General features: G+C 60.7%; 16 protein-coding genes and 1 tRNA gene. 10 read left to right on the top strand and 7 right to left on the bottom strand.

Features of this window, described 5'->3' with window-relative positions; translation table 11 throughout:
- From ACQY7U_RS05435 to rpmH, 7 genes are all read right to left on the bottom strand, one after another.
- On the bottom strand, positions 1-489 hold a 489-nt coding region (locus tag ACQY7U_RS05435; protein WP_428642732.1), incomplete at its 3' end, for a pyrimidine 5'-nucleotidase.
- Positions 486-1,373 (bottom strand): acetylglutamate kinase, encoded by an 888-nt coding sequence (gene argB, locus ACQY7U_RS05430; RefSeq protein ID WP_428642731.1) that lies wholly within the window; start codon positions 1,371-1,373, stop codon positions 486-488. The genes ACQY7U_RS05435 and argB, both read right to left, overlap by 4 nt.
- Positions 1,374-1,483: 110 nt before the next feature.
- On the bottom strand, positions 1,484-2,131 hold the full coding sequence (gene yihA, locus ACQY7U_RS05425) for a ribosome biogenesis GTP-binding protein YihA/YsxC (RefSeq protein ID WP_428642730.1): 648 nt from the start codon (positions 2,129-2,131) through the stop codon (positions 1,484-1,486).
- A gap of 9 nt (positions 2,132-2,140) precedes the next feature.
- Positions 2,141-2,857: a CatB-related O-acetyltransferase gene (locus ACQY7U_RS05420; protein ID WP_428642729.1), complete on the bottom strand. Its 717-nt coding sequence runs from the start codon at positions 2,855-2,857 to the stop codon at positions 2,141-2,143.
- Between the two features lie 180 nt (positions 2,858-3,037).
- Positions 3,038-4,858 carry a membrane protein insertase YidC gene (gene yidC, locus ACQY7U_RS05415; RefSeq protein WP_428642733.1) on the bottom strand — a complete coding sequence of 607 codons (1,821 nt, stop codon included), beginning with the start codon at positions 4,856-4,858 and terminating at the stop codon, positions 3,038-3,040.
- 9 nt (positions 4,859-4,867) lie between these two features.
- Entirely contained in the window at positions 4,868-5,269 is a 402-nt protein-coding gene (gene rnpA, locus ACQY7U_RS05410) for a ribonuclease P protein component (RefSeq protein ID WP_428642728.1), read from the bottom strand.
- 59 nt (positions 5,270-5,328) lie between these two features.
- Complete coding sequence (rpmH, locus tag ACQY7U_RS05405) at positions 5,329-5,463, bottom strand: 50S ribosomal protein L34 (protein ID WP_006934271.1); 135 nt, start codon at positions 5,461-5,463, stop codon at positions 5,329-5,331.
- Positions 5,464-5,866: 403 nt separating this feature from the next.
- Here rpmH and ACQY7U_RS05400 point away from each other — a divergent pair, with 403 nt between their 5' ends.
- From ACQY7U_RS05400 to ACQY7U_RS05355, 10 genes are all read left to right on the top strand, one after another.
- A complete protein-coding gene (locus tag ACQY7U_RS05400) occupies positions 5,867-6,652 on the top strand; it encodes a TVP38/TMEM64 family protein (RefSeq protein WP_428642726.1) in 786 nt (261 codons plus the stop codon).
- Positions 6,653-6,689: 37 nt separating this feature from the next.
- A complete protein-coding gene (locus tag ACQY7U_RS05395; RefSeq protein ID WP_428642725.1) occupies positions 6,690-8,120 on the top strand; it encodes a dihydrolipoyl dehydrogenase family protein in 1,431 nt (476 codons plus the stop codon).
- Between the two features lie 53 nt (positions 8,121-8,173).
- Complete coding sequence (locus ACQY7U_RS05390; RefSeq protein WP_428642724.1) at positions 8,174-9,646, top strand: sensor histidine kinase; 1,473 nt, start codon at positions 8,174-8,176, stop codon at positions 9,644-9,646.
- Positions 9,647-9,874: 228 nt separating this feature from the next.
- Positions 9,875-9,951, top strand: a tRNA-Arg gene (locus ACQY7U_RS05385).
- 479 nt (positions 9,952-10,430) lie between these two features.
- Positions 10,431-11,234, top strand: a complete 804-nt coding sequence (locus tag ACQY7U_RS05380; RefSeq protein ID WP_428642723.1) for a helix-turn-helix transcriptional regulator — start codon at positions 10,431-10,433, stop codon at positions 11,232-11,234.
- A gap of 307 nt (positions 11,235-11,541) precedes the next feature.
- Positions 11,542-13,044 carry an aldehyde dehydrogenase family protein gene (locus tag ACQY7U_RS05375; RefSeq protein ID WP_428642722.1) on the top strand — a complete coding sequence of 501 codons (1,503 nt, stop codon included), beginning with the start codon at positions 11,542-11,544 and terminating at the stop codon, positions 13,042-13,044.
- A gap of 122 nt (positions 13,045-13,166) precedes the next feature.
- A complete protein-coding gene (locus ACQY7U_RS05370) occupies positions 13,167-14,123 on the top strand; it encodes a phosphotransferase (protein ID WP_428642721.1) in 957 nt (318 codons plus the stop codon).
- A 4-nt stretch (positions 14,124-14,127) separates the two neighbouring features.
- On the top strand, positions 14,128-15,456 hold the full coding sequence (locus tag ACQY7U_RS05365) for an aspartate aminotransferase family protein (protein WP_428642720.1): 1,329 nt from the start codon (positions 14,128-14,130) through the stop codon (positions 15,454-15,456).
- 27 nt (positions 15,457-15,483) lie between these two features.
- Complete coding sequence (locus ACQY7U_RS05360; protein WP_428642718.1) at positions 15,484-16,881, top strand: NAD(P)/FAD-dependent oxidoreductase; 1,398 nt, start codon at positions 15,484-15,486, stop codon at positions 16,879-16,881.
- 182 nt (positions 16,882-17,063) lie between these two features.
- Positions 17,064-17,432 carry a cupin domain-containing protein gene (locus ACQY7U_RS05355; RefSeq protein ID WP_428642716.1) on the top strand — a complete coding sequence of 123 codons (369 nt, stop codon included), beginning with the start codon at positions 17,064-17,066 and terminating at the stop codon, positions 17,430-17,432.
- The last annotated feature ends 7 nt before the right edge of the window (positions 17,433-17,439 follow it).

Genomic DNA, 17,439 nt, shown 5'->3' with positions numbered 1-17,439 from the left:
GGGCTTCGGTACCAGATCCGCGGAGACGATGTCGAAAATGTCCTCGAAATGCTCGGAAATGCCGAGGGCTGCCGCCGTGCGCTCGGCATGGGGACGGTCGCCGTTGGTGAAGATGAACTTCTTGCCCGGCAGCGCTTCGATGGCCCGCCCGAGATCCGGGTTCGCATTGAGGCGGGAATAGTCGATGTCATGGACGAAGCGCAGATAGTCGTCCGGGTCGATGTTGTGATTGATCATCAGTCCGCGCAGCGTTGTGCCGAACTCGTGGTAGAGCGCCTTCTGATGGGCCATCGCCTCGTCGCGGGTGACGTCCAGCACCCGCTGGACGTAGCGGGCGATCTGCTCGTCGATCTGGGAAAAGAGATCGGCGTCGTGCGGGTAGAGCGTGTTGTCGAGGTCGAAAACCCAGGCCTCGACCCCCTTGAAAACCCTGAGGTCCCGGCGATGGACGTGCTGGCCCTCATGGGGCAATTTGCGTTTTCCGGTCACGGTCGGATCAGGGTCCCCGCGCCGCCGTCGGTGAACAGTTCCAGCAGAACGGCATGCGGCACCTTGCCGTTCAGGATGACGACGCCTTCGACCCCCAACTCCAGGGCCTCGATGCAGGTTTCCACCTTCGGGATCATGCCTCCGGAAATCGTGCCGTCGGCAATCAGGTCGCGGGCCTTGGCGACGGTCAGCTGCTTGATGAGATTGCCGTCCTTGTCGAGCACACCCGGAACGTCGGTCAGGAAAAGCAGGCGCTTGGCATTCAGGGCGCCGGCAATGGCGCCGGCGGCGGTGTCGGCATTGATGTTGTAGGTCTCGCCGTCTTCTCCGGGCGCGACGGGGGCGACCACGGGTATGATGTCTTCCTTCAGCACCAGTTTGAGCACCGTCGGATCTATGGTTGCCGGCTCGCCGACGAAGCCAAGATCGATGACGCTCTCGATGTTGCTGTCGGGATCGACCACCGTGCGCTTCAGTTTGCGCGCGGTGACCAGATTGCCGTCCTTGCCGCACAGGCCGACCGCCCGGCCGCCCTCGGCATTGATCAGTTGCACGATTTCCTTGTTGATCGCCCCGGCAAGAACCATTTCGACGACTTCGACGGTGGCCTTGTCGGTCACCCGGAGGCCGCCCTTGAATTCGCTGACGATGTTCAGGCGCTGCAACATCTTGCCGATCTGGGGGCCGCCGCCGTGAACCACCACCGGGTTTACCCCGGACTGGCGCAGAAGCGTGATGTCGCGGGCGAAAGCCTGGCCCAGATCCGGATCTCCCATGGCATGGCCGCCGTATTTCACGACGACGGTCTTGTCGTCATAGCGCTGCATATAGGGCAGGGCCTGGGCGATGATATGGGCGCGGCTGGACGTTTCAGGCGTGGTCATGGATTTGAAATACTCGTCAGGGCTCTAAGGTACGGACATAACAATGCGAAAGACCCCTGCTATAGCTCTTTTGGCAGGGCTTCACAATCTGGCCCGCTTCACAGGTTTGATCACTGGTTGGCGAGCAGGCAGAGCTCGGCCCGCAGCTCATCGATGCCGCGCCCTTTTTCCGAGGAGGTTGCAATGATCTCCGGATGAGCAGCGACCCGTTTGGCCAGGATCGCCTTGGTGTCCGCGATAAGGCGGGTCAGCTGGGGCGGCTTGATCTTGTCGGATTTCGTCAGCACGACCTGATAGACGACGGCGGCCTTGTCGAGCAGCTCCATGGCCTCCAGGTCGTTCTTCTTGATGCCGTGGCGGCTGTCGATCAGGAGGATGACCCGGCGCAGGTTCGGGCGGCCGCGCAGGTAGGAGAAGACCAGCTTGGTCCATGCCTCCACCAGCTCCTTGGGCGCCTGGGCATAGCCGTAACCGGGCATGTCGACGATGGTCAGCGGCGTTTCGGGGGCGATGAAGAAGTTCAGCATCTGCGTCCGGCCGGGCGTGGCGGACGTGCGCGCCAGGCCCTTGCGGCCGGTCAGCGCGTTGATCAGGCTGGATTTGCCCACGTTGGACCGGCCCGCAAAGGCGATCTCGGTGCCGGCGGCGTCCGGCAGGTTGGACATGTCGGTGACGCTGGTCAGGAAATCCCAGGGCCGGCAGAACAGCAGCCGGCCGGCCTCCAGGAGTTCGTCGGAATAGATTTGATCTTCGCTCATAAGCGCCTTCTACCTTGCCTTTTCCGCCGCGTCGAGCACCACTTGGCCTTCGGTGGCTGCTGCCTCCAGGGCTTCGATGTCCGCCCCCCTGATGGCGGCAAGATGGCGGGTGATCCTTTCCAGCGGCCAATTCCACCAGGCGATGTCCAGGAGCCGTTCGATGGTGCTTTCGTCGAACCGCAGGCGAATGATACGGCCCGGATTGCCCACCACCACCGCGAAGGGGGGAACATCGGAGGCGACCACCGCGTTGGCGCCAATGATTGCGCCGGAGCAGATGGTAACGCCGGGCATCACGGTCGCATTCGTGCCGAACCAGACGTCGTGTTCCACGATCGTGTCGCCCTTGAGGTGATCGAAAATCGTCGCCGGATCGAAGGTCTCCCGCCACGCGTCGCAAAAGATGTTGAACGGGTAGGTGGAGAAACCGGTCATGGCGTGGTTGGCACCGCTCATGATGAAAGTGGTGCCCTGCGCCAGGGCGCAGAACCTGCCGATCTTCAGGCGGTCGCCGAGAAAGTCGAAATGATAGCGCACGTTCCGGTTCTCGAAACCGGCTGCGTCCTCAAGATCATTGTAATAGGTGAATTCGCCGACTTCGATGGTCGGCCGGGTAATGACATTCTTCAGGAAAACCGTATGCGGTTCGCCATTGAAAGGATGAAGCGTGTCGGGAGAGGGGCCGTGCATGGGACCTCCGGAAAAGCAAGATACAAGGGAAGACATGAAAACGCGCCGGATACGCGGTCGACCTGCCGGTGAGCGGCTTCGCCTTGCGGAACAGGTCCTGCTTTATCGGATCATTTGCCCGTGCACTCCTTCATCAAAAAAGGCCCCGCGGTTGGCGGGGCCTTGATTGTGTATCAGGTCTTGCCGGGCTTGTCAGCCCTGCTGGAGGACCCGGTTCTAGCTCTTGTCGCCGGAGGCCGGTTTCTTTCGCTTGAACAATCCGGACAAGTTGTCCCAGAGCTCCACCTTGGCGCCCTGGCGGCGCATGATCACATATTGCTGGGTCACCGAAAGGGTGTTGTTCCAGGCCCAGTAGATCACGAGACCCGCCGGGAAGGAGGCCAGCATGAAGGTGAAGATCACGGGCATCCAGGTGAAGATCATCTGCTGGGTCGGATCGGGTGGTGCCGGGTTCATCTTCATCTGGATGAACATGGTGATGCCCATGATCAGCGGCCACACGCCCAGCATCAGCAACTGCGGCGGATCCCAGGGGATCAGGCCGAACAGGTTGAAGAGCGTCGTCGGGTCTGGAGCCGACAGGTCATGGATCCAGCCGAAGAATGGCGCATGGCGCATTTCGATGGTGACGTAGAGCACCTTGTAAAGCGCGAAGAACACCGGGATCTGGACAAGGATGGGAAGGCAGCCGGCCAGCGGATTGATCTTCTCCTTCTTGTAGAGCTCCATCAGCGCCTGCTGCTGCTTCTGGCGGTCGTCCGCGTATTTCTCGCGGATCTCGGTCATCTGCGGCTGCACGAGCTTCATCTTGCTCATGGAGACGTAGGACTTGTTGGCCAGCGGGAAGAAGATCAGCTTGACGATCACGGTGACCACCAGGATGGCGACGCCGAAATTGCCCAGAAGATGAAAGAAATAGTCGATGGCGAAGAACATCGGCTTGGTCAGGAAGTAAAACCAGCCCCAGTCGATCAGGAGTTCGAACCGCTCTATGCCGAGGGATTCCTCGTAGCCGTCCAGCAGCTTGGTTTCCTTGGCACCCGCAAAGAGGTAGGAACTGGTCTCGCCGGTTGCGCCAGCAGCAACGGCAACGCCATTTCCAAGGAAGTCGGCCTGGTAGTTGCCGGTTTTTCCGGAATAGGTGAAGCCCGGCTGGAATTCCTGGCCCGGAGCCGGAATCAGCGTCGACGCCCAGTACTTGTCGGTAATGCCGAGCCAGCCGTCGCTTACCTTGGCCGGACGGATCGTGCCTTCTTCTTCCAGGTCGGAATAGTCGATTTCCTTAAGCCCATCCTCGCCGAAGACGCCGAGCAGGCCTTCATGCAGGATGTAGATGCCCTGGGTTTCCGGAATGTTGCGGCGGGCGATCAGGCCATAGGGATAAAGCGTTACGTTGCCGGACGTGGCGTTCTCGACGCTCTGGGCGACGGTGAACATATAGTTCTCGTCGACAGAATAGGTGCGCTTGAAGGTGAGGCCCGCGCCGTTGTCCCAGGTCAGCGTCAGCGGCGTTTCCGGGGTAAGCTTGGCCTCGCCTTCGATGGACCAGACCGTGTCCGGTCCCGGAAGGGCGATGTCGGCGCCCGGGTCTGCGACCCAGCCATAATCGGCGTAATAGGGCTCCGGTGCGCCGGACGGGGAAAACAGAACGATGGTCGGGCTGCGCTTGTCGACGGTCTCGTGATAGGCCTTCAGGCGAAGGTCGTCGAGACGTCCGCCGGTAAGGTTGACCGAACCTTCCAGCAGCGGCGAGTCAATGGTGACACGGCTGGTGGCGGCAAGGGCCTGTTCCCGGCTGGCGAAGATCGTCTGTCCGGCACCTGCCTGTGCAGGGGCGGAAGCGTCGCCACCTGAGGAGGGCTGTGGAGCCGTGGAGGAGGGAGTGCCGGCACCCAGGCGCGTTGCCTCGGCTTCCTGCTGCGCCTGAAGCTCTGCCTGTTGGCGTTCCAGCTGTGGTTGGGCGACGAAATATTGCCAGCCAAGCAGTACGACCAGGGACAATACAATTGCCAGAATCGTGTTTCGGTTTTCAGAAATCAACTGGAGTTACCCCTGTTTCCTGCGCGATGTCATTTGTGTCTGCCGGTTTGGCCGGCGCGGCTTTCCCCGTCCACGCGGCGTTTCCGGATCCAAAACCTGAGTCAGCCCGGACTTAAGGTCCGCGACGAGTTTTTGAAAGGGCAAGGTCAGCGCACTGTCGCGCGCAACCAGTACAAAATCCGCCTTTTGCGGAATGTCCCCGCTTTCAAGTTCTGCCACCGCGGCGCGCAACCGGCGCTTTATGCGGCTGCGCGCGACCGAGTTGCCGGTCTTCTTCGTGACCGTGTAGCCGACGCGCGGCGCCTCGTCCGTGTCGCGTTTCAGGCCCTGAACGACAAAAGCGCGCCGGCCCAGCCGGCCGCCTTTGGCGACCGCCAGGAACTCGGAGCGCTTTTTAAGAGTGTCCATAGCAGCGATTGGGTGTTGGCAGACGCCGCCAACCCGGCGCACTGCGGGCGGACCGCCGATTAGGCGCTGAGGCTCTTGCGGCCCTTTGCGCGGCGGCGAGCAAGCACCTGACGGCCGTTTTTGGTGGCCATACGTGCGCGGAAGCCGTGGCGACGCTTGCGGACAAGACGGCTCGGTTGATACGTACGCTTCATTGTTCTTCCCCGCGCGTCTAAATGCGCGGCCCTTGTTCATTTTCTAAATTCTTTGGAGGAAGCACTCGAAGCGCTTCTAAGAGCGCGGCCCTGAAAAGCCTTGGGTCCGAATGCATGTCCCGGTCGAGCGCGCTTATAAGGGCCATGCAGCTTCAAGTCAACGTTGCGTTCAAAGAATCTCCGATTTCTTCGCCATCACACACAGGTGAACGGGATGGCGTCTGACCTCACTTCTCGGTGAAACCCCGTTCTTTTAAGCAGGATTAAGGTACATCTGCCTATCTGGTGTCATTCAAGGTGCCGGGCAGCTGTCGGGCCGGGGCCTGGCAGTTGATTGCGGCGGGCCACGTCCTGCCGGCTCTTGAATACGGGAACGGACATGCAGGGCGGGAAGGCTGACACGATGACTGCGCCGAAAGAACCAGAATCGGAAGCCGGGGAAAGCGGCAGCCGTTTTGCCTTTCACCATGTCAGGAAATGGCTGCCCCTGGCCGTGCTTGCGATCCTGATGGTGGTAGTCTTCTCCAACGGCCTGCATCACCAGCTCACCTTGTCGAATCTCATCAAACGCCGTCAGGAACTGGCCGGACTGGTGGATGAGCATGCCGTCGCCGCCCTGCTGGTTTACATGTCGGCCTATGCGGTCACCGTCGCGCTCTCCATTCCCGGCGCCGTGCTTCTCACCATTGCGGGTGGCTTTCTGTTCGGCTGGGTTCTGGCGGGCTTCATGACCGTCGTCGCGGCCACACTCGGGGCCTGCGCGGTATTTCTGGTCGCCCGATCTTCCTTCGGCGAAGTGCTGACAAGACGGGCCGGACCATTCCTGTCCCGCCTGGCGGAGGGCTTCCGGCGGGAAGCCTTCAACTATCTTCTGTTCCTGCGGCTGACGCCGATCTTTCCGTTCTGGCTGGTCAACATTGCACCTGCCGTGTTCCAGATGCCATTGGCCTCCTATGCGCTGGCAACCTTTGTCGGCATCCTGCCGGGAACCTTCGCCTTCGCCTTCATCGGCTCCGGCCTCGGCAGTGTCATCAAAGCCCAGGAAGCGGCGAATCCAGGTTGCGCGGCGGCCGGGACCTGCCAGATCGAGGTTTCCGCCCTCATCACCCCGCAGCTTCTGGCGGCCTTCTTTGCCCTTGGCATCGCCAGCCTGATACCCGTCATATTGAAGAAGGTCCGGTCCCGCTGACCGGTCCGCAGTCCCCATTTCCTGATAGGAGCCGTTGATGGCAACGCTGCTGACCCCGGATATTTGCGTGATCGGTGCCGGATCGGGAGGCCTTTCGGTTGCCGCCGCCGCCGCTGCCTTCGGTGTCGATGTCGTGCTGATCGAAAAGGGGCTGATGGGCGGGGATTGCCTGAATTACGGCTGCGTGCCTTCCAAGGCCCTGCTGGCAGCCGCGAAAGCGGCCCATGGCAAGACCGGTAGAGCCGGTTTGGGGATCGGCTCCGAAGGTGGAGAAGTCGACTTTGCCGCGGTGAACGATCATGTGCGCGGTGTCATCGCCGCCATCGCGCCTCACGATTCGCAGGAGCGTTTCGAAGGGCTGGGCGTGACGGTGCTGCGCGAGGCGGCGGCCTTCACGTCTCCGGATACGGTCGTGGCCGGAACAATGGAAATCAAAGCTCGCCGATTCGTCATCGCTGCCGGCTCGAGACCGGCCGTGCCACCGATCCCGGGACTGGATCAGGTGCCTTTCCTGACAAACGAATCCCTGTTCGAGCTGCGCGAAGTGCCGGAGCATCTGGCGATCATCGGTGCCGGCCCCATCGGCCTGGAGATGGCGCAGGCCCATCGCCGCCTCGGCGCGAAAGTAACTGTGTTCGAAGCCCGGAAGGCCCTGGGCAACGACGACCCGGAACTTGCCGGTATCGTTCTGGAAAAGCTTCGGGGCGAGGGCGTCGAGATACTTGAGGAAACCTCGATCGGGGAGATTCGCCGGAACGGCGAGAGAATCGCCGTTCACGTCGAAAGCGCCGGTGGTGGCACACGTGAGATCACCGCCAGCCATCTGCTGGTTGCTGCCGGCCGCGCACCCAATGTGGAGGACCTCGGCCTGGCGGCGGCCGGGATTGCCTTCGACCGCAAGGGCATCAAGATCGACAAGGGGCTGAGGACCAGCAACAGAAGGGCCTATGCCATCGGAGATGTGGCAGGTGGGCTGCAGTTCACCCATGTCGCGGGCTATCAGGCGGGCCTTGCAATCCGCTCCATCCTGTTCCGCATGCCGGTTGCCATGAACAATGACCTTGTGCCCTGGGTGACCTACACGTCGCCGGAGCTCGGTCACGTGGGGCTCGGCGAAATCGAGGCGCGTCGGAGATATGGCGGCAAGGTCAAGGTCCTGACCGCCGACTATGCCGGCAACGACAGGGCTCTTGCCGAAGGCGTGTCAGCGGGGCGCCTGAAGCTGATTGCCGGGCCGGGCGGGCGGCTGCTCGGCGCCGACATTGTCGGCGCGCAGGCAGGCGAGATTCTCAATCTTCTGTCGCTGGCGCTTTCGAAAAAGCTGAAGATGAAGGACCTTGCCGGGTTCATTGCACCTTATCCGACACTCGGGGAACTGGTGCGGCGGGCCGCAATTTCCTACTATGCGGACGTGCCCGCAAAAAAATGGATGCGCCTGCTGGTCGCAGTCTTGCGTAAATTCGGGTGAGCGGATGGGAGTTGCATCGCGCAGGTGGCTGGAATTGTTTGGAACGGAACGGCATGAAGCATGAGGGTGCACCGCAAGGATCCGTTGTCCCTTCCGATGAGGAAGGCGGCTCCGCCGTGGCTGGCGACAGTTTCGGTCAGCACCGTCTTGGCGGCCTTTCGGGGAAACTGCTGCTGCTGACGGTGGCCTTCGTGATGCTGGCGGAAGTGTGCATTTACGTGCCGTCGATCGCCAATTTCCGCAATACCTGGCTGATGGACCGGCTGACGACGGCCGGTGTCGCCGCTTCGGTGCTGGCCGAGACCAACACGATTGCCCCCAGGCTGCAGGAGGAATTGCTGCGCACCACCGGCGCGGTCGCGATTTCGCTCGACCAGGGTTCTCGCCGCAGCCTCATTGCCATGAGCAGCGTGCCGCTCAATGTCGATTTTGTCATCGACATGGGAGCGGTCACGCCCTGGTCTGCCATCGTCAACAGCTTTCAGCTCCTGACCTATGGTGGCGACGGCGTGCTGCGGGTGATCGGGGCCGGGCAGATGGGGCATACCCAAAAGGTGGACGTCGTCCTGCCGATTGCGCTTCTTCAAAAGGACATGCTGGCCTTCTCCGTCCGCATCCTGGGCCTTTCCCTGGTGATTTCCGTGATCACGGCGAGCCTGGTCTATGTGGCGCTGAGGGCCTTGTTCATCCGGCCGCTGCACAGGCTGACCCGATCCATGGAGCGATTCGCCGAAAGCCCGGAGGATTCCTCCCGCATCATGGCCGTCTCCGGGCGCCGGGATGAACTCGGTGATGCGGAGATCCGGCTTGCCGGCATGGAGGAGGCGCTCTCCCGCGCCCTGCATCAGAAACAGAGGCTGGCGGATCTGGGGCTGGCCGTCTCCAAGATCAACCATGACCTGCGCAACCTTCTGGCCTCCGCGCAACTGTTCCTGGAGCGTCTGGAGCATGTCGAGGACCCGACGGTGAGCCGGATCGCGCCGAAGATCCTGGCGACCCTCGACAGGGCGGTCGGCTACACCCAGGCGGTGATGTCCTACGGCAAGGCGCAGGAACGGCCGCCGCAGCGGCGCCTGCTGGCACTCAGGCGGGTTGCGGACGATGCTGCCGACGTTCTGGGGCTAACCGACCACGACACCGTTGCCTTCGAAAACAAGGTGCCGGAGGACATCGAGATCGACGCCGACCCGGAACAGATTTTCCGGGTGATGGTCAATCTCATGCGCAATGCGCTTCAGGCGCTGGAGGCGGAAAAGGACAAGACGCTGGTCTGCCGCATTACGGTGGAGGCGGAACGGGAAGGCGCTTGCGTGCGCGTGCGCGTCACCGACACCGGCCCGGGCATTCCCGAAAACATCAAGAAGGCCCTCTTCAAGGCCTTCCACAGCGGGTCCAAGAACGGCGGCATCGGTCTCGGGCTGGCGATTGTAGCCGAGCTAGTGAAGGCCCATGGCGGCAGTATCCGGCTCGACGAAACCGTGCCGGGAACCTGCTTCTGCCTGGAAGTGCCGGACCGCACCATGTGAGCTGCGGGTTTTGCACAGGCTCGGACGACGCGTTATGCAAGCTACGAGGTTTTCTGCGGGTTTTCAGCCTGTGTGACAGTTCCTTGAAAAAAAGTTCAAAAAGTCCCTTGCATTCCCCGCAGGACCGCAGTAGGTAAGCGCCCTGTCCGGGGCGCACACGACGCCTCGCAGAGCCAGGGCCGGTCATCCGGGGTCACTCAAACCCGACGATCTGGTCTTCGCCTTTAAGCACCGGTAGCTCAGCTGGATAGAGCACCAGACTACGAATCTGGGGGTCGGGGGTTCGAATCCTCCCCGGTGCGCCATCAATCTCAAAGACTTAGCTGTTTCATTCCAAGCTGTACGATTCGTCGTGTAAGCAATTTGTACGCGCGAAGCACTTCCGCGGCTTTTCTGGCTGTAAAACAAGGTGCCTTCGGTTCCTGACCGTTTATTTCTCCCGTTCACTACACATGCACTTCCCTCTGCCGCGCCCGGCCCGGAGCAGACATCGTTGTCCTGCAAGCTTCAAATGCGCGATGATCCTCTGATCACGACCCAAGTCTCATCCAGGAAGGCGTTCACTTCGGGTGTGGGGAGCTGCATCGCGAAACAGATATGAAACCATCAGCCAAAGGTGCTTGCTGCTTCGCAGGGCTGCTGGATAATATGGAACTTCTGACGGGCCAGCGCCTTTACTGGATCGGGCCAAGTGTTGTCTCAATAGTCCTGACGACGGGCAATCCAGATGCGTAACACCTTTGATAGGAAAACCAAAAACAAGTTGCCGGGAGCCGTCGTCGATTTGGTTCATCTGGATCGGCAAGGTGCCCTGTCGCCGCTTTTGAGCGATCTGGGCGGGCTGGCTGCACATGTGGAAAGGCCCGAGTTTTTCCAGGTTCTGTCGGCGATGCTCGAGAAATGGAGTTCCTTTGTCGGGATCACGATTTTCGAGTTTGCCCCGGACCTGCCGCCCCGCTTTCTTTTCAGCCAGGGTGACGAATACGACAGCGAGTTGACCGAATACCTCGGCGGGCTCTACCTTCTCGACCCGATGTATGACCTGTTCACACGCGGCGAAAAGTCCGGTGTGGTCAGGTTCAATCTCAAGGATCGCGACGAATATCAGGTCCCGGATGCTTTTGCCCGCTATTGGCAGATGATCATCGGCCGCCACGAGATAGGCTGCTTCTTCCCGGTAGCGCATGACCGCTGCATGCACATGTCGCTTTTCCTCGATCTTGAGGAGGCGGACACGGATATCGTCGTCCGTTTTCTGGAAGTTCTTCAACCTCTTCTGACGGAACTGGTGGACCGGCATCTCGCGCCGAAAGCCGCGCTTGATGCGGAAGCGGCGTTTTCCGACAAGCAGTTCCACGCCGGTGTTTCGCGCATTTTTGCAGACTTTGGCAAAGACATTCTGACTGCACGGGAAAAGGAGGTCTCCCAGCTCTTGCTGCGCGGGCATTCTTCCAAATCGATCGGGCGCATTCTGGATATTTCGCCCGGCACAGCCGCAATTCACCGGTCCAGCATTTATAAGAAGCTGAACGTTTCCGGACAGGGCGAGATGTTTGCCAAATTCGTGATTAATCTCATGAATTCATAGACTTGCGCCTTAAGAGCCGCTCCGAAAATCTCCAAAATCATCTATTGCACATGCCATATATCCAAACCCTCCGGAGTTTGGAAGCATAGCACCTGACCGTTTACCCGTCCGGTTGAAAGCAACGACCGGGGACGACGCCAAGGGCTCGGGGAAGCATGTCTACAGCGCATTTGAAGGACGACAGGGATGGCCTGTCGGGGGGCAGGTGCATCAGCCTCGGGCACTGCCGAGCCGCGTCGCCGCAAATGTGATGGCCGATCCTTTTTGGGTTCTTAGGACACGTGCGTGACACCGGAGGATGTCCGAGATGACACCGGAATTGAAAAGTTATTTCGACCGCTACAATGTGACGGAGACCGCGCGCTCAGCGGTCATCGCCAAGTCGACCATGTTCATTGACGGCGACTTTACGGACGGCGCAGCGACTGAAGCGTTGCCGGTGCTCGAACCTTCGACCGCTTCACACCTGACCGAACTTGCACGTGGCACGCATTCGGACGTGGATGCCGCCGTGACCGCCGCCCGCAGGGCATTTGACGAAGGTCCCTGGCCACGCATGGTGCCGGCTGAACGCCAGCGCATACTCTGGAAACTGGCGGACCTGATCGAACGGGATGCCGACATTCTCGCCCAGATTGAAACCATCGACAATGGCAAGGCCATCGGCCCCTGCCGGGAGTTTGACGTTCTCGGGTCAGTCGAACTGCTGCGCTACATGGGGGGCTGGGCAACCAAGATCGAAGGGGCGACAAGGCAGATCTCGGCCGGGTCCGACTTCTTCTCTTACACAGTGAAGGAACCGATCGGTGTCGTGGGGGCGATAACGCCCTGGAACTGGCCGATGAACATGGCCTTCTGGAAACTGGCCGCGCCACTGGCGGTGGGCTGCACCATGGTCCTGAAAACCGCCGAGTTGACGCCGCTCTCCATGGCATATGTCGCCAGGCTGATGCAGGAAGCGGGTCTGCCGGAAGGGGTGTTCAACATAGTCACCGGGCACGGGCACGAAGTCGGTGCCTATCTGGCCGCGCATCCGGGGATCGACAAGGTATCTTTTACAGGCTCCACGCGCGTGGGGCGTGAGGTGGGCACCGCCGCGATGTCGCATTTCGCGCCGGTCACGCTGGAACTCGGTGGCAAATCGCCGATGGTCGCGTTTGAGGACGCCGATCTTGAGGCCGTCGCGGAGGCGACTCGTTGGAGCATCTTCTTCAACTCGGGCCAGAACTGTTCTGCCGGATCGCGCCTCTATCTGCACGAGAATATTTTCGAAGAAGGGCTGGAGGTGATCAAATCGCAGATCACCCGAATGAAACTCTGCCCGGGTCTTGACCCTGATTGCGATATCGGGCCCGTGATCAGCGCCGGCGCCAAGGCCAGCATCGAACGCTACCTTGATATCGGACGCGACACTGCGCGCACGGTCTTCGGCGGTCAAAAGCAGACCTTTGAAGGCTTTTTCGTCGAGCCCACTCTGTTTGCGGTCGAAGACAACAACTCGCCTTTGGTTCAGGAGGAGATCTTCGGCCCGGTTCTGGTGGCCCTGCCGTTCAAGGACGAGGCCGAAGTCATAACCAAGGCCAATCATGGCCCCTATGGCCTGGCGGCGAGCGTGTGGTCGCGCAACGGAGCACGGGCGCAACGGGTTATGCGCCAGTTGAAGGCCGGCTCGGTCTGGATCAATTGCCACGACGTCGTCGACGTGACCATGCCCTTTGGCGGTGTGAAGGAGTCCGGTTTCGGCAAGGACCTGGGACGCGAACAGATCGACCATTTTCTGCACACCAAGGCGGTCACGATGGCCCTTTAGGCGGTTTGTCCCGTTGAAGGCGCATGGTTGCAAAGAAGGAACGATTCAGGGTGCAAGTGGAACACAAAGCAAAGGCGCATACGGTTGCCGCCCCATCTCTGAGTGACAATGACGCCCAAGTCATGATGCTCGAAACATGGGGGCTGGATGCAAACGTGTGCTGTCTGTCTTCCGAGCGGGACCAGAACTTCCTTGCCACGATCACGGATGGACGACGCTTTGTCCTCAAGATCGCCAACCCCAGCGAGGACCGTGCGGTCTCGAACCTGCAAACCAGTGCATTGCAAAGGATTCAGGCCCGCGATCCGGAATTGCCGGTGCCGCATCTGCTTCCGTCCAGGACGGGAGCGGCTGAAGTAGACACGACCTTGACCGACGGGCGCCGCGCCATGGCGCGCGTTCTGAGTTGTGTCGGCGGATCGCCGCTTTTCGGTGCGCCGGTCACACCGGAAATGGCAACCGATCTGGGCGGAAAGGCGGCGCGGCTTGATTTGGCCCTGGCGGATATGCGGCACCCCGCCGAACGCCATCCCTTTGTCTGGGACATGACCCAAATCGACCAGCTGGCACCCTTGCTGGTTCATCAGGAAAGAATGGAACACGGTTCCCTGATCGTAGCGGAATTCAAACGGTTTTGTTCCGACGTCCTGCCGCGGTTTGACGGTCTGCGCTGGCAACTGATCCACAACGACCTGAACCTTTACAATGTGTTCGGCGATAGCAACGGGATTACCGGTCTGATCGATTTCGGTGACATGGTGCGCGCGCCCCTGGCTCTGGATCCAGCGATTGCCGCAGCTTATCTGATGGCCGATGGCGATGATCCCCTCGTCCTGGCCCGCGCCTTTCTGACGGCGTACCAGAGGCAACTGCCTCTGACCGGGGAAGAAATCGCGCTTCTCCCGGACATGATGATCGGACGGTATCTGCTCACCCTGCTGATCACCCGCTGGCGTGCGGACCTGCACCCTGAAAATGCAGCCTACATCCAGCGCAACGCGCCGCATGCCCTGACCTCACTGCAATATCTCGTCAAGGCGCGCGCGGATCGCGGTTTGTCCCTGATTGAACCGGATTGATCTCATGTCTCAAACCAAAAGCAATTTTCACGGCACAGCCAACCCCGCCGTTTCCGATCCGGAGGATGCGGTACTGATCGCGCGGCGGATGGCAGCGCTGGGGCCGTCGTACCGGCTCTTTTACGACGAGCCACTGCATCCGGTACGGGCCGAGGGCGTCTGGATCACGGACAAGGACGGCCGCCGCTATCTAGATGTCTACAACAACGTGCCAAGTGTCGGGCATTGTCATCCGCGCGTTGTCGATGCGCTGTCGAAACAGGCGGCGGTCCTGAATACGCACACACGATATCTGCATGAAAACGTGGTGGAATTTTCCGAAAGACTGCTCGCCACGATGCCGGACAGCCTCAATCGCACGATCTTCACCTGCACCGGATCCGAAGCCAACGATCTTGCGCTGCGTATTGCTCATTTTCATACCGGCGGCACAGGCATTGTCGTGACGGACCTGGCTTATCACGGTGGCACCCTGGCGGTGGCGGAGATGTCGCCGTCGCTCGGGCTGGGTGTGGGCAAAAACGTGCGCACAGTCGCGCCGCCCGACACCTATCGCACGGGCGAGGGCGACGCGGCGGCCGAGTTCGGAGCTCGGGTGGCTGCGGCGTTTGACGACCTCAGGGCGAGCGGCATCACGCCTTCTGCTCTGATATTCGACACGATTTTTTCCTCCGATGGGGTCTTTGCCCCCCCTCCTGGCATTCTGAAGTCGGCAGTTGAAGCGGCGCACAAGGCAGGTGCTGTCTTCATTGCCGATGAGGTACAGCCAGGCTTCGGACGCACCGGCGAATGTTTCTGGGGTTTCCAGAACCACGACCTGATCCCTGACATCGTCACCATGGGCAAGCCAATGGGCGACGGGCATCCAATGGCGGGACTGGCGCTGAGCGCTGAGCTGGCCGACGGCTTCGGGAAGGTCTCTCGCTACTTCAACACGTTCGGCGGCAACCCGGTATCAGCGGCGGTCGGGCTGGCGGTTCTGAATGTGATCAGGGACGAAGCCCTGCAGGAAAACGCCCGCATCACCGGCAAGTATCTTCGGGACGGGCTCCGGGACCTGGCCAGCGCACACAAGGTGGTTGGCGACGTTCGCGGTGCCGGACTCTTCATCGGACTTGAGATGGTCCGGGACCGGGAAACAAAGACACCGGCAACCGAGGAAACCGCCTGGCTTGTGAATGAGCTGCGCCGGCGAGGCGTGTTGATCTCGCGCGCCGGGCCGCACGGCAACGTACTGAAAATTCGCCCGCCGCTGCCGTTCAGACCTGAACATGCCGACCATTTCACAGAGGTGATGGAACAAACCCTGACGGCGCTGGCGCAGAGATTCTGAGCGGCGCAGAGGAAAAGGAAAAAGAAAATGGGTTTTGCTGAAAATGCCCTCAGGGACGCCACGTTTTTTCCGCTTTGGCTGGATCGGGACGATGCTCCGAGCGTCGAGCCGCAACTGGTCGGCAACACGTCCGCCGACCTGTTGATCGTTGGAGGCGGGTTCACGGGCCTTTGGGCTGCCATTCAGGCAAAGGAGGCGCAACCGGATCGAGACGTGATGCTGATTGAGGCGACGAAAGTGGCCTATGGCGCCTCCGGACGTCCGGCCGGTGTGGTCTCGACATCTGTCATGCACGGTCTGCACAACGCCGTACGGCTCTTTCCCAACGATCTGGCGGACCTGGAACGGCTGGGTCAGGACAACATGCGCGGCTTTATGGAAACGCTCGAGCGCTACAACATCGACGCCCAATTCGACAGGGGCGGCGAGCTGACCGTGGCGGTGGGCGATGATTGCGTACCGGACATCAAGGCGGAATACGAGCTGCACAAGAAATACGGCCATGTGGTCGAATACCTCGACCGTGAGCAATTGCGGGAGCACATCAAATCGCCGATCTATTCGGCGGGGTGCTGGAACAAGGAGCTCTCCGGGACGGTGCAGCCGGCGATGCTGGCCTGGGGTCTGAAACGCGCAGCGCTGAGCCTGGGCGTCCGGCTGCATGAATTCACTCCCATGGAGAAAATCGAACGCGAAAACGGGGTGATCAAGGTCACCACTCATGACGGATCGGTAAAGGCAAGGAAGATCCTGTTGGGCACCAACGCGTTCGCGACGGGTGACCGGCGCATCAAGCAGCGTGTGGCCGGGGTCCGCGAACGCATCATGGCCACCGAACCGCTGACCGAAGAGCAATGGGATCGTCTGGGCTGGGTGCACCGGCAGGGCATCTACGACACCCGCACGCAGCTTAACCACATGCGCCGGACCAAGGACAACCGGATGACATTCGGTGGACGTCTTGCCTACTACTATGACGGCACCAACAACATCGATCCGGCAGGCGAGCGAACGATAGAACCGTTCATCCGACTGGCCGAAGCCTATCACCGCACATTCCCGCAAATGGACGATGTGAAATTCAGCCATGCGTGGACCGGGCCGATTGCGCTGACCACGAGGATGGCCGTGCATTTCCAGGAGTATCTGGACGGCGACATGATTTATGCCGGCGGCTACTCCGGCTACGGCATTTCAACCAGCCGGTTCGGGGCGCGGCTCGGCCTCGCCAAGCTCGACGGCGAGGATCTCCCCGAGCTCCGGATGGAATTCGCCCGCACGATGCCAAATCGTATCCCGCCGGAGCCGTTTCGATGGGTCGGCTCGCAAGTCACGCTCCACGCGCTTGATACAGCTGATGAAAAAGGCGGCTGGCGCAAGCCCTGGATCAAGATGGTCGAGGCAATGGGGTTTCCGCTGTCGTAGCGCGCCTTCATCAGAACCGGCACGTTCGTCTGGAAAATCAAGCGGAGCGATGTTCGTTCCTTGCCCGGCTCAAAACCATGACACCCGCGCAACAGACGTTCCGTCATTTGCAAATTGGCGGACAGCAGGTTGCGCAGACTTTTGCAAACCAACTCGCGACTTCCACTCGGAGAGGAAAGAAAATGACGCAACTGACACGCATGAACCCTGATGGCCCAAACGGCGCGCTCGAGCCGATCTCTGTGGTCGATCCGGCGACCGTCATCGACGGCGAAGCTCAAGAAAAGGGCGCCTGTTTTATGGGCGACGGGGGCGAAAAGATCATTGTCGGTGTCTGGGAATCCACCGCCTATGCCGAAGTTTTCTCCGGTGAAGGCTATCCCGATGACGAATTCTGTCAGGTGTTGAATGGCACAGCGACGCTGACCGACGCAGTTGGCAACGCACAGAGTTTCGATGCCGGCGACAGCTACGTGATCAGCAAGGGCTGGTGCGGCGAGTTCCGTGTCAGCGAAGGCTTCAAGAAATACTACGTCGTGTCGGCTTCCTGAGAACCAA

This window comes from Roseibium sp. (genome assembly GCF_050301095.1).
GTDB lineage: Bacteria > Pseudomonadota > Alphaproteobacteria > Rhizobiales > Stappiaceae > Roseibium.
Note: the sequence above shows the minus strand (reverse complement) of the source record. Positions and strands in the feature narration are given on the sequence as shown.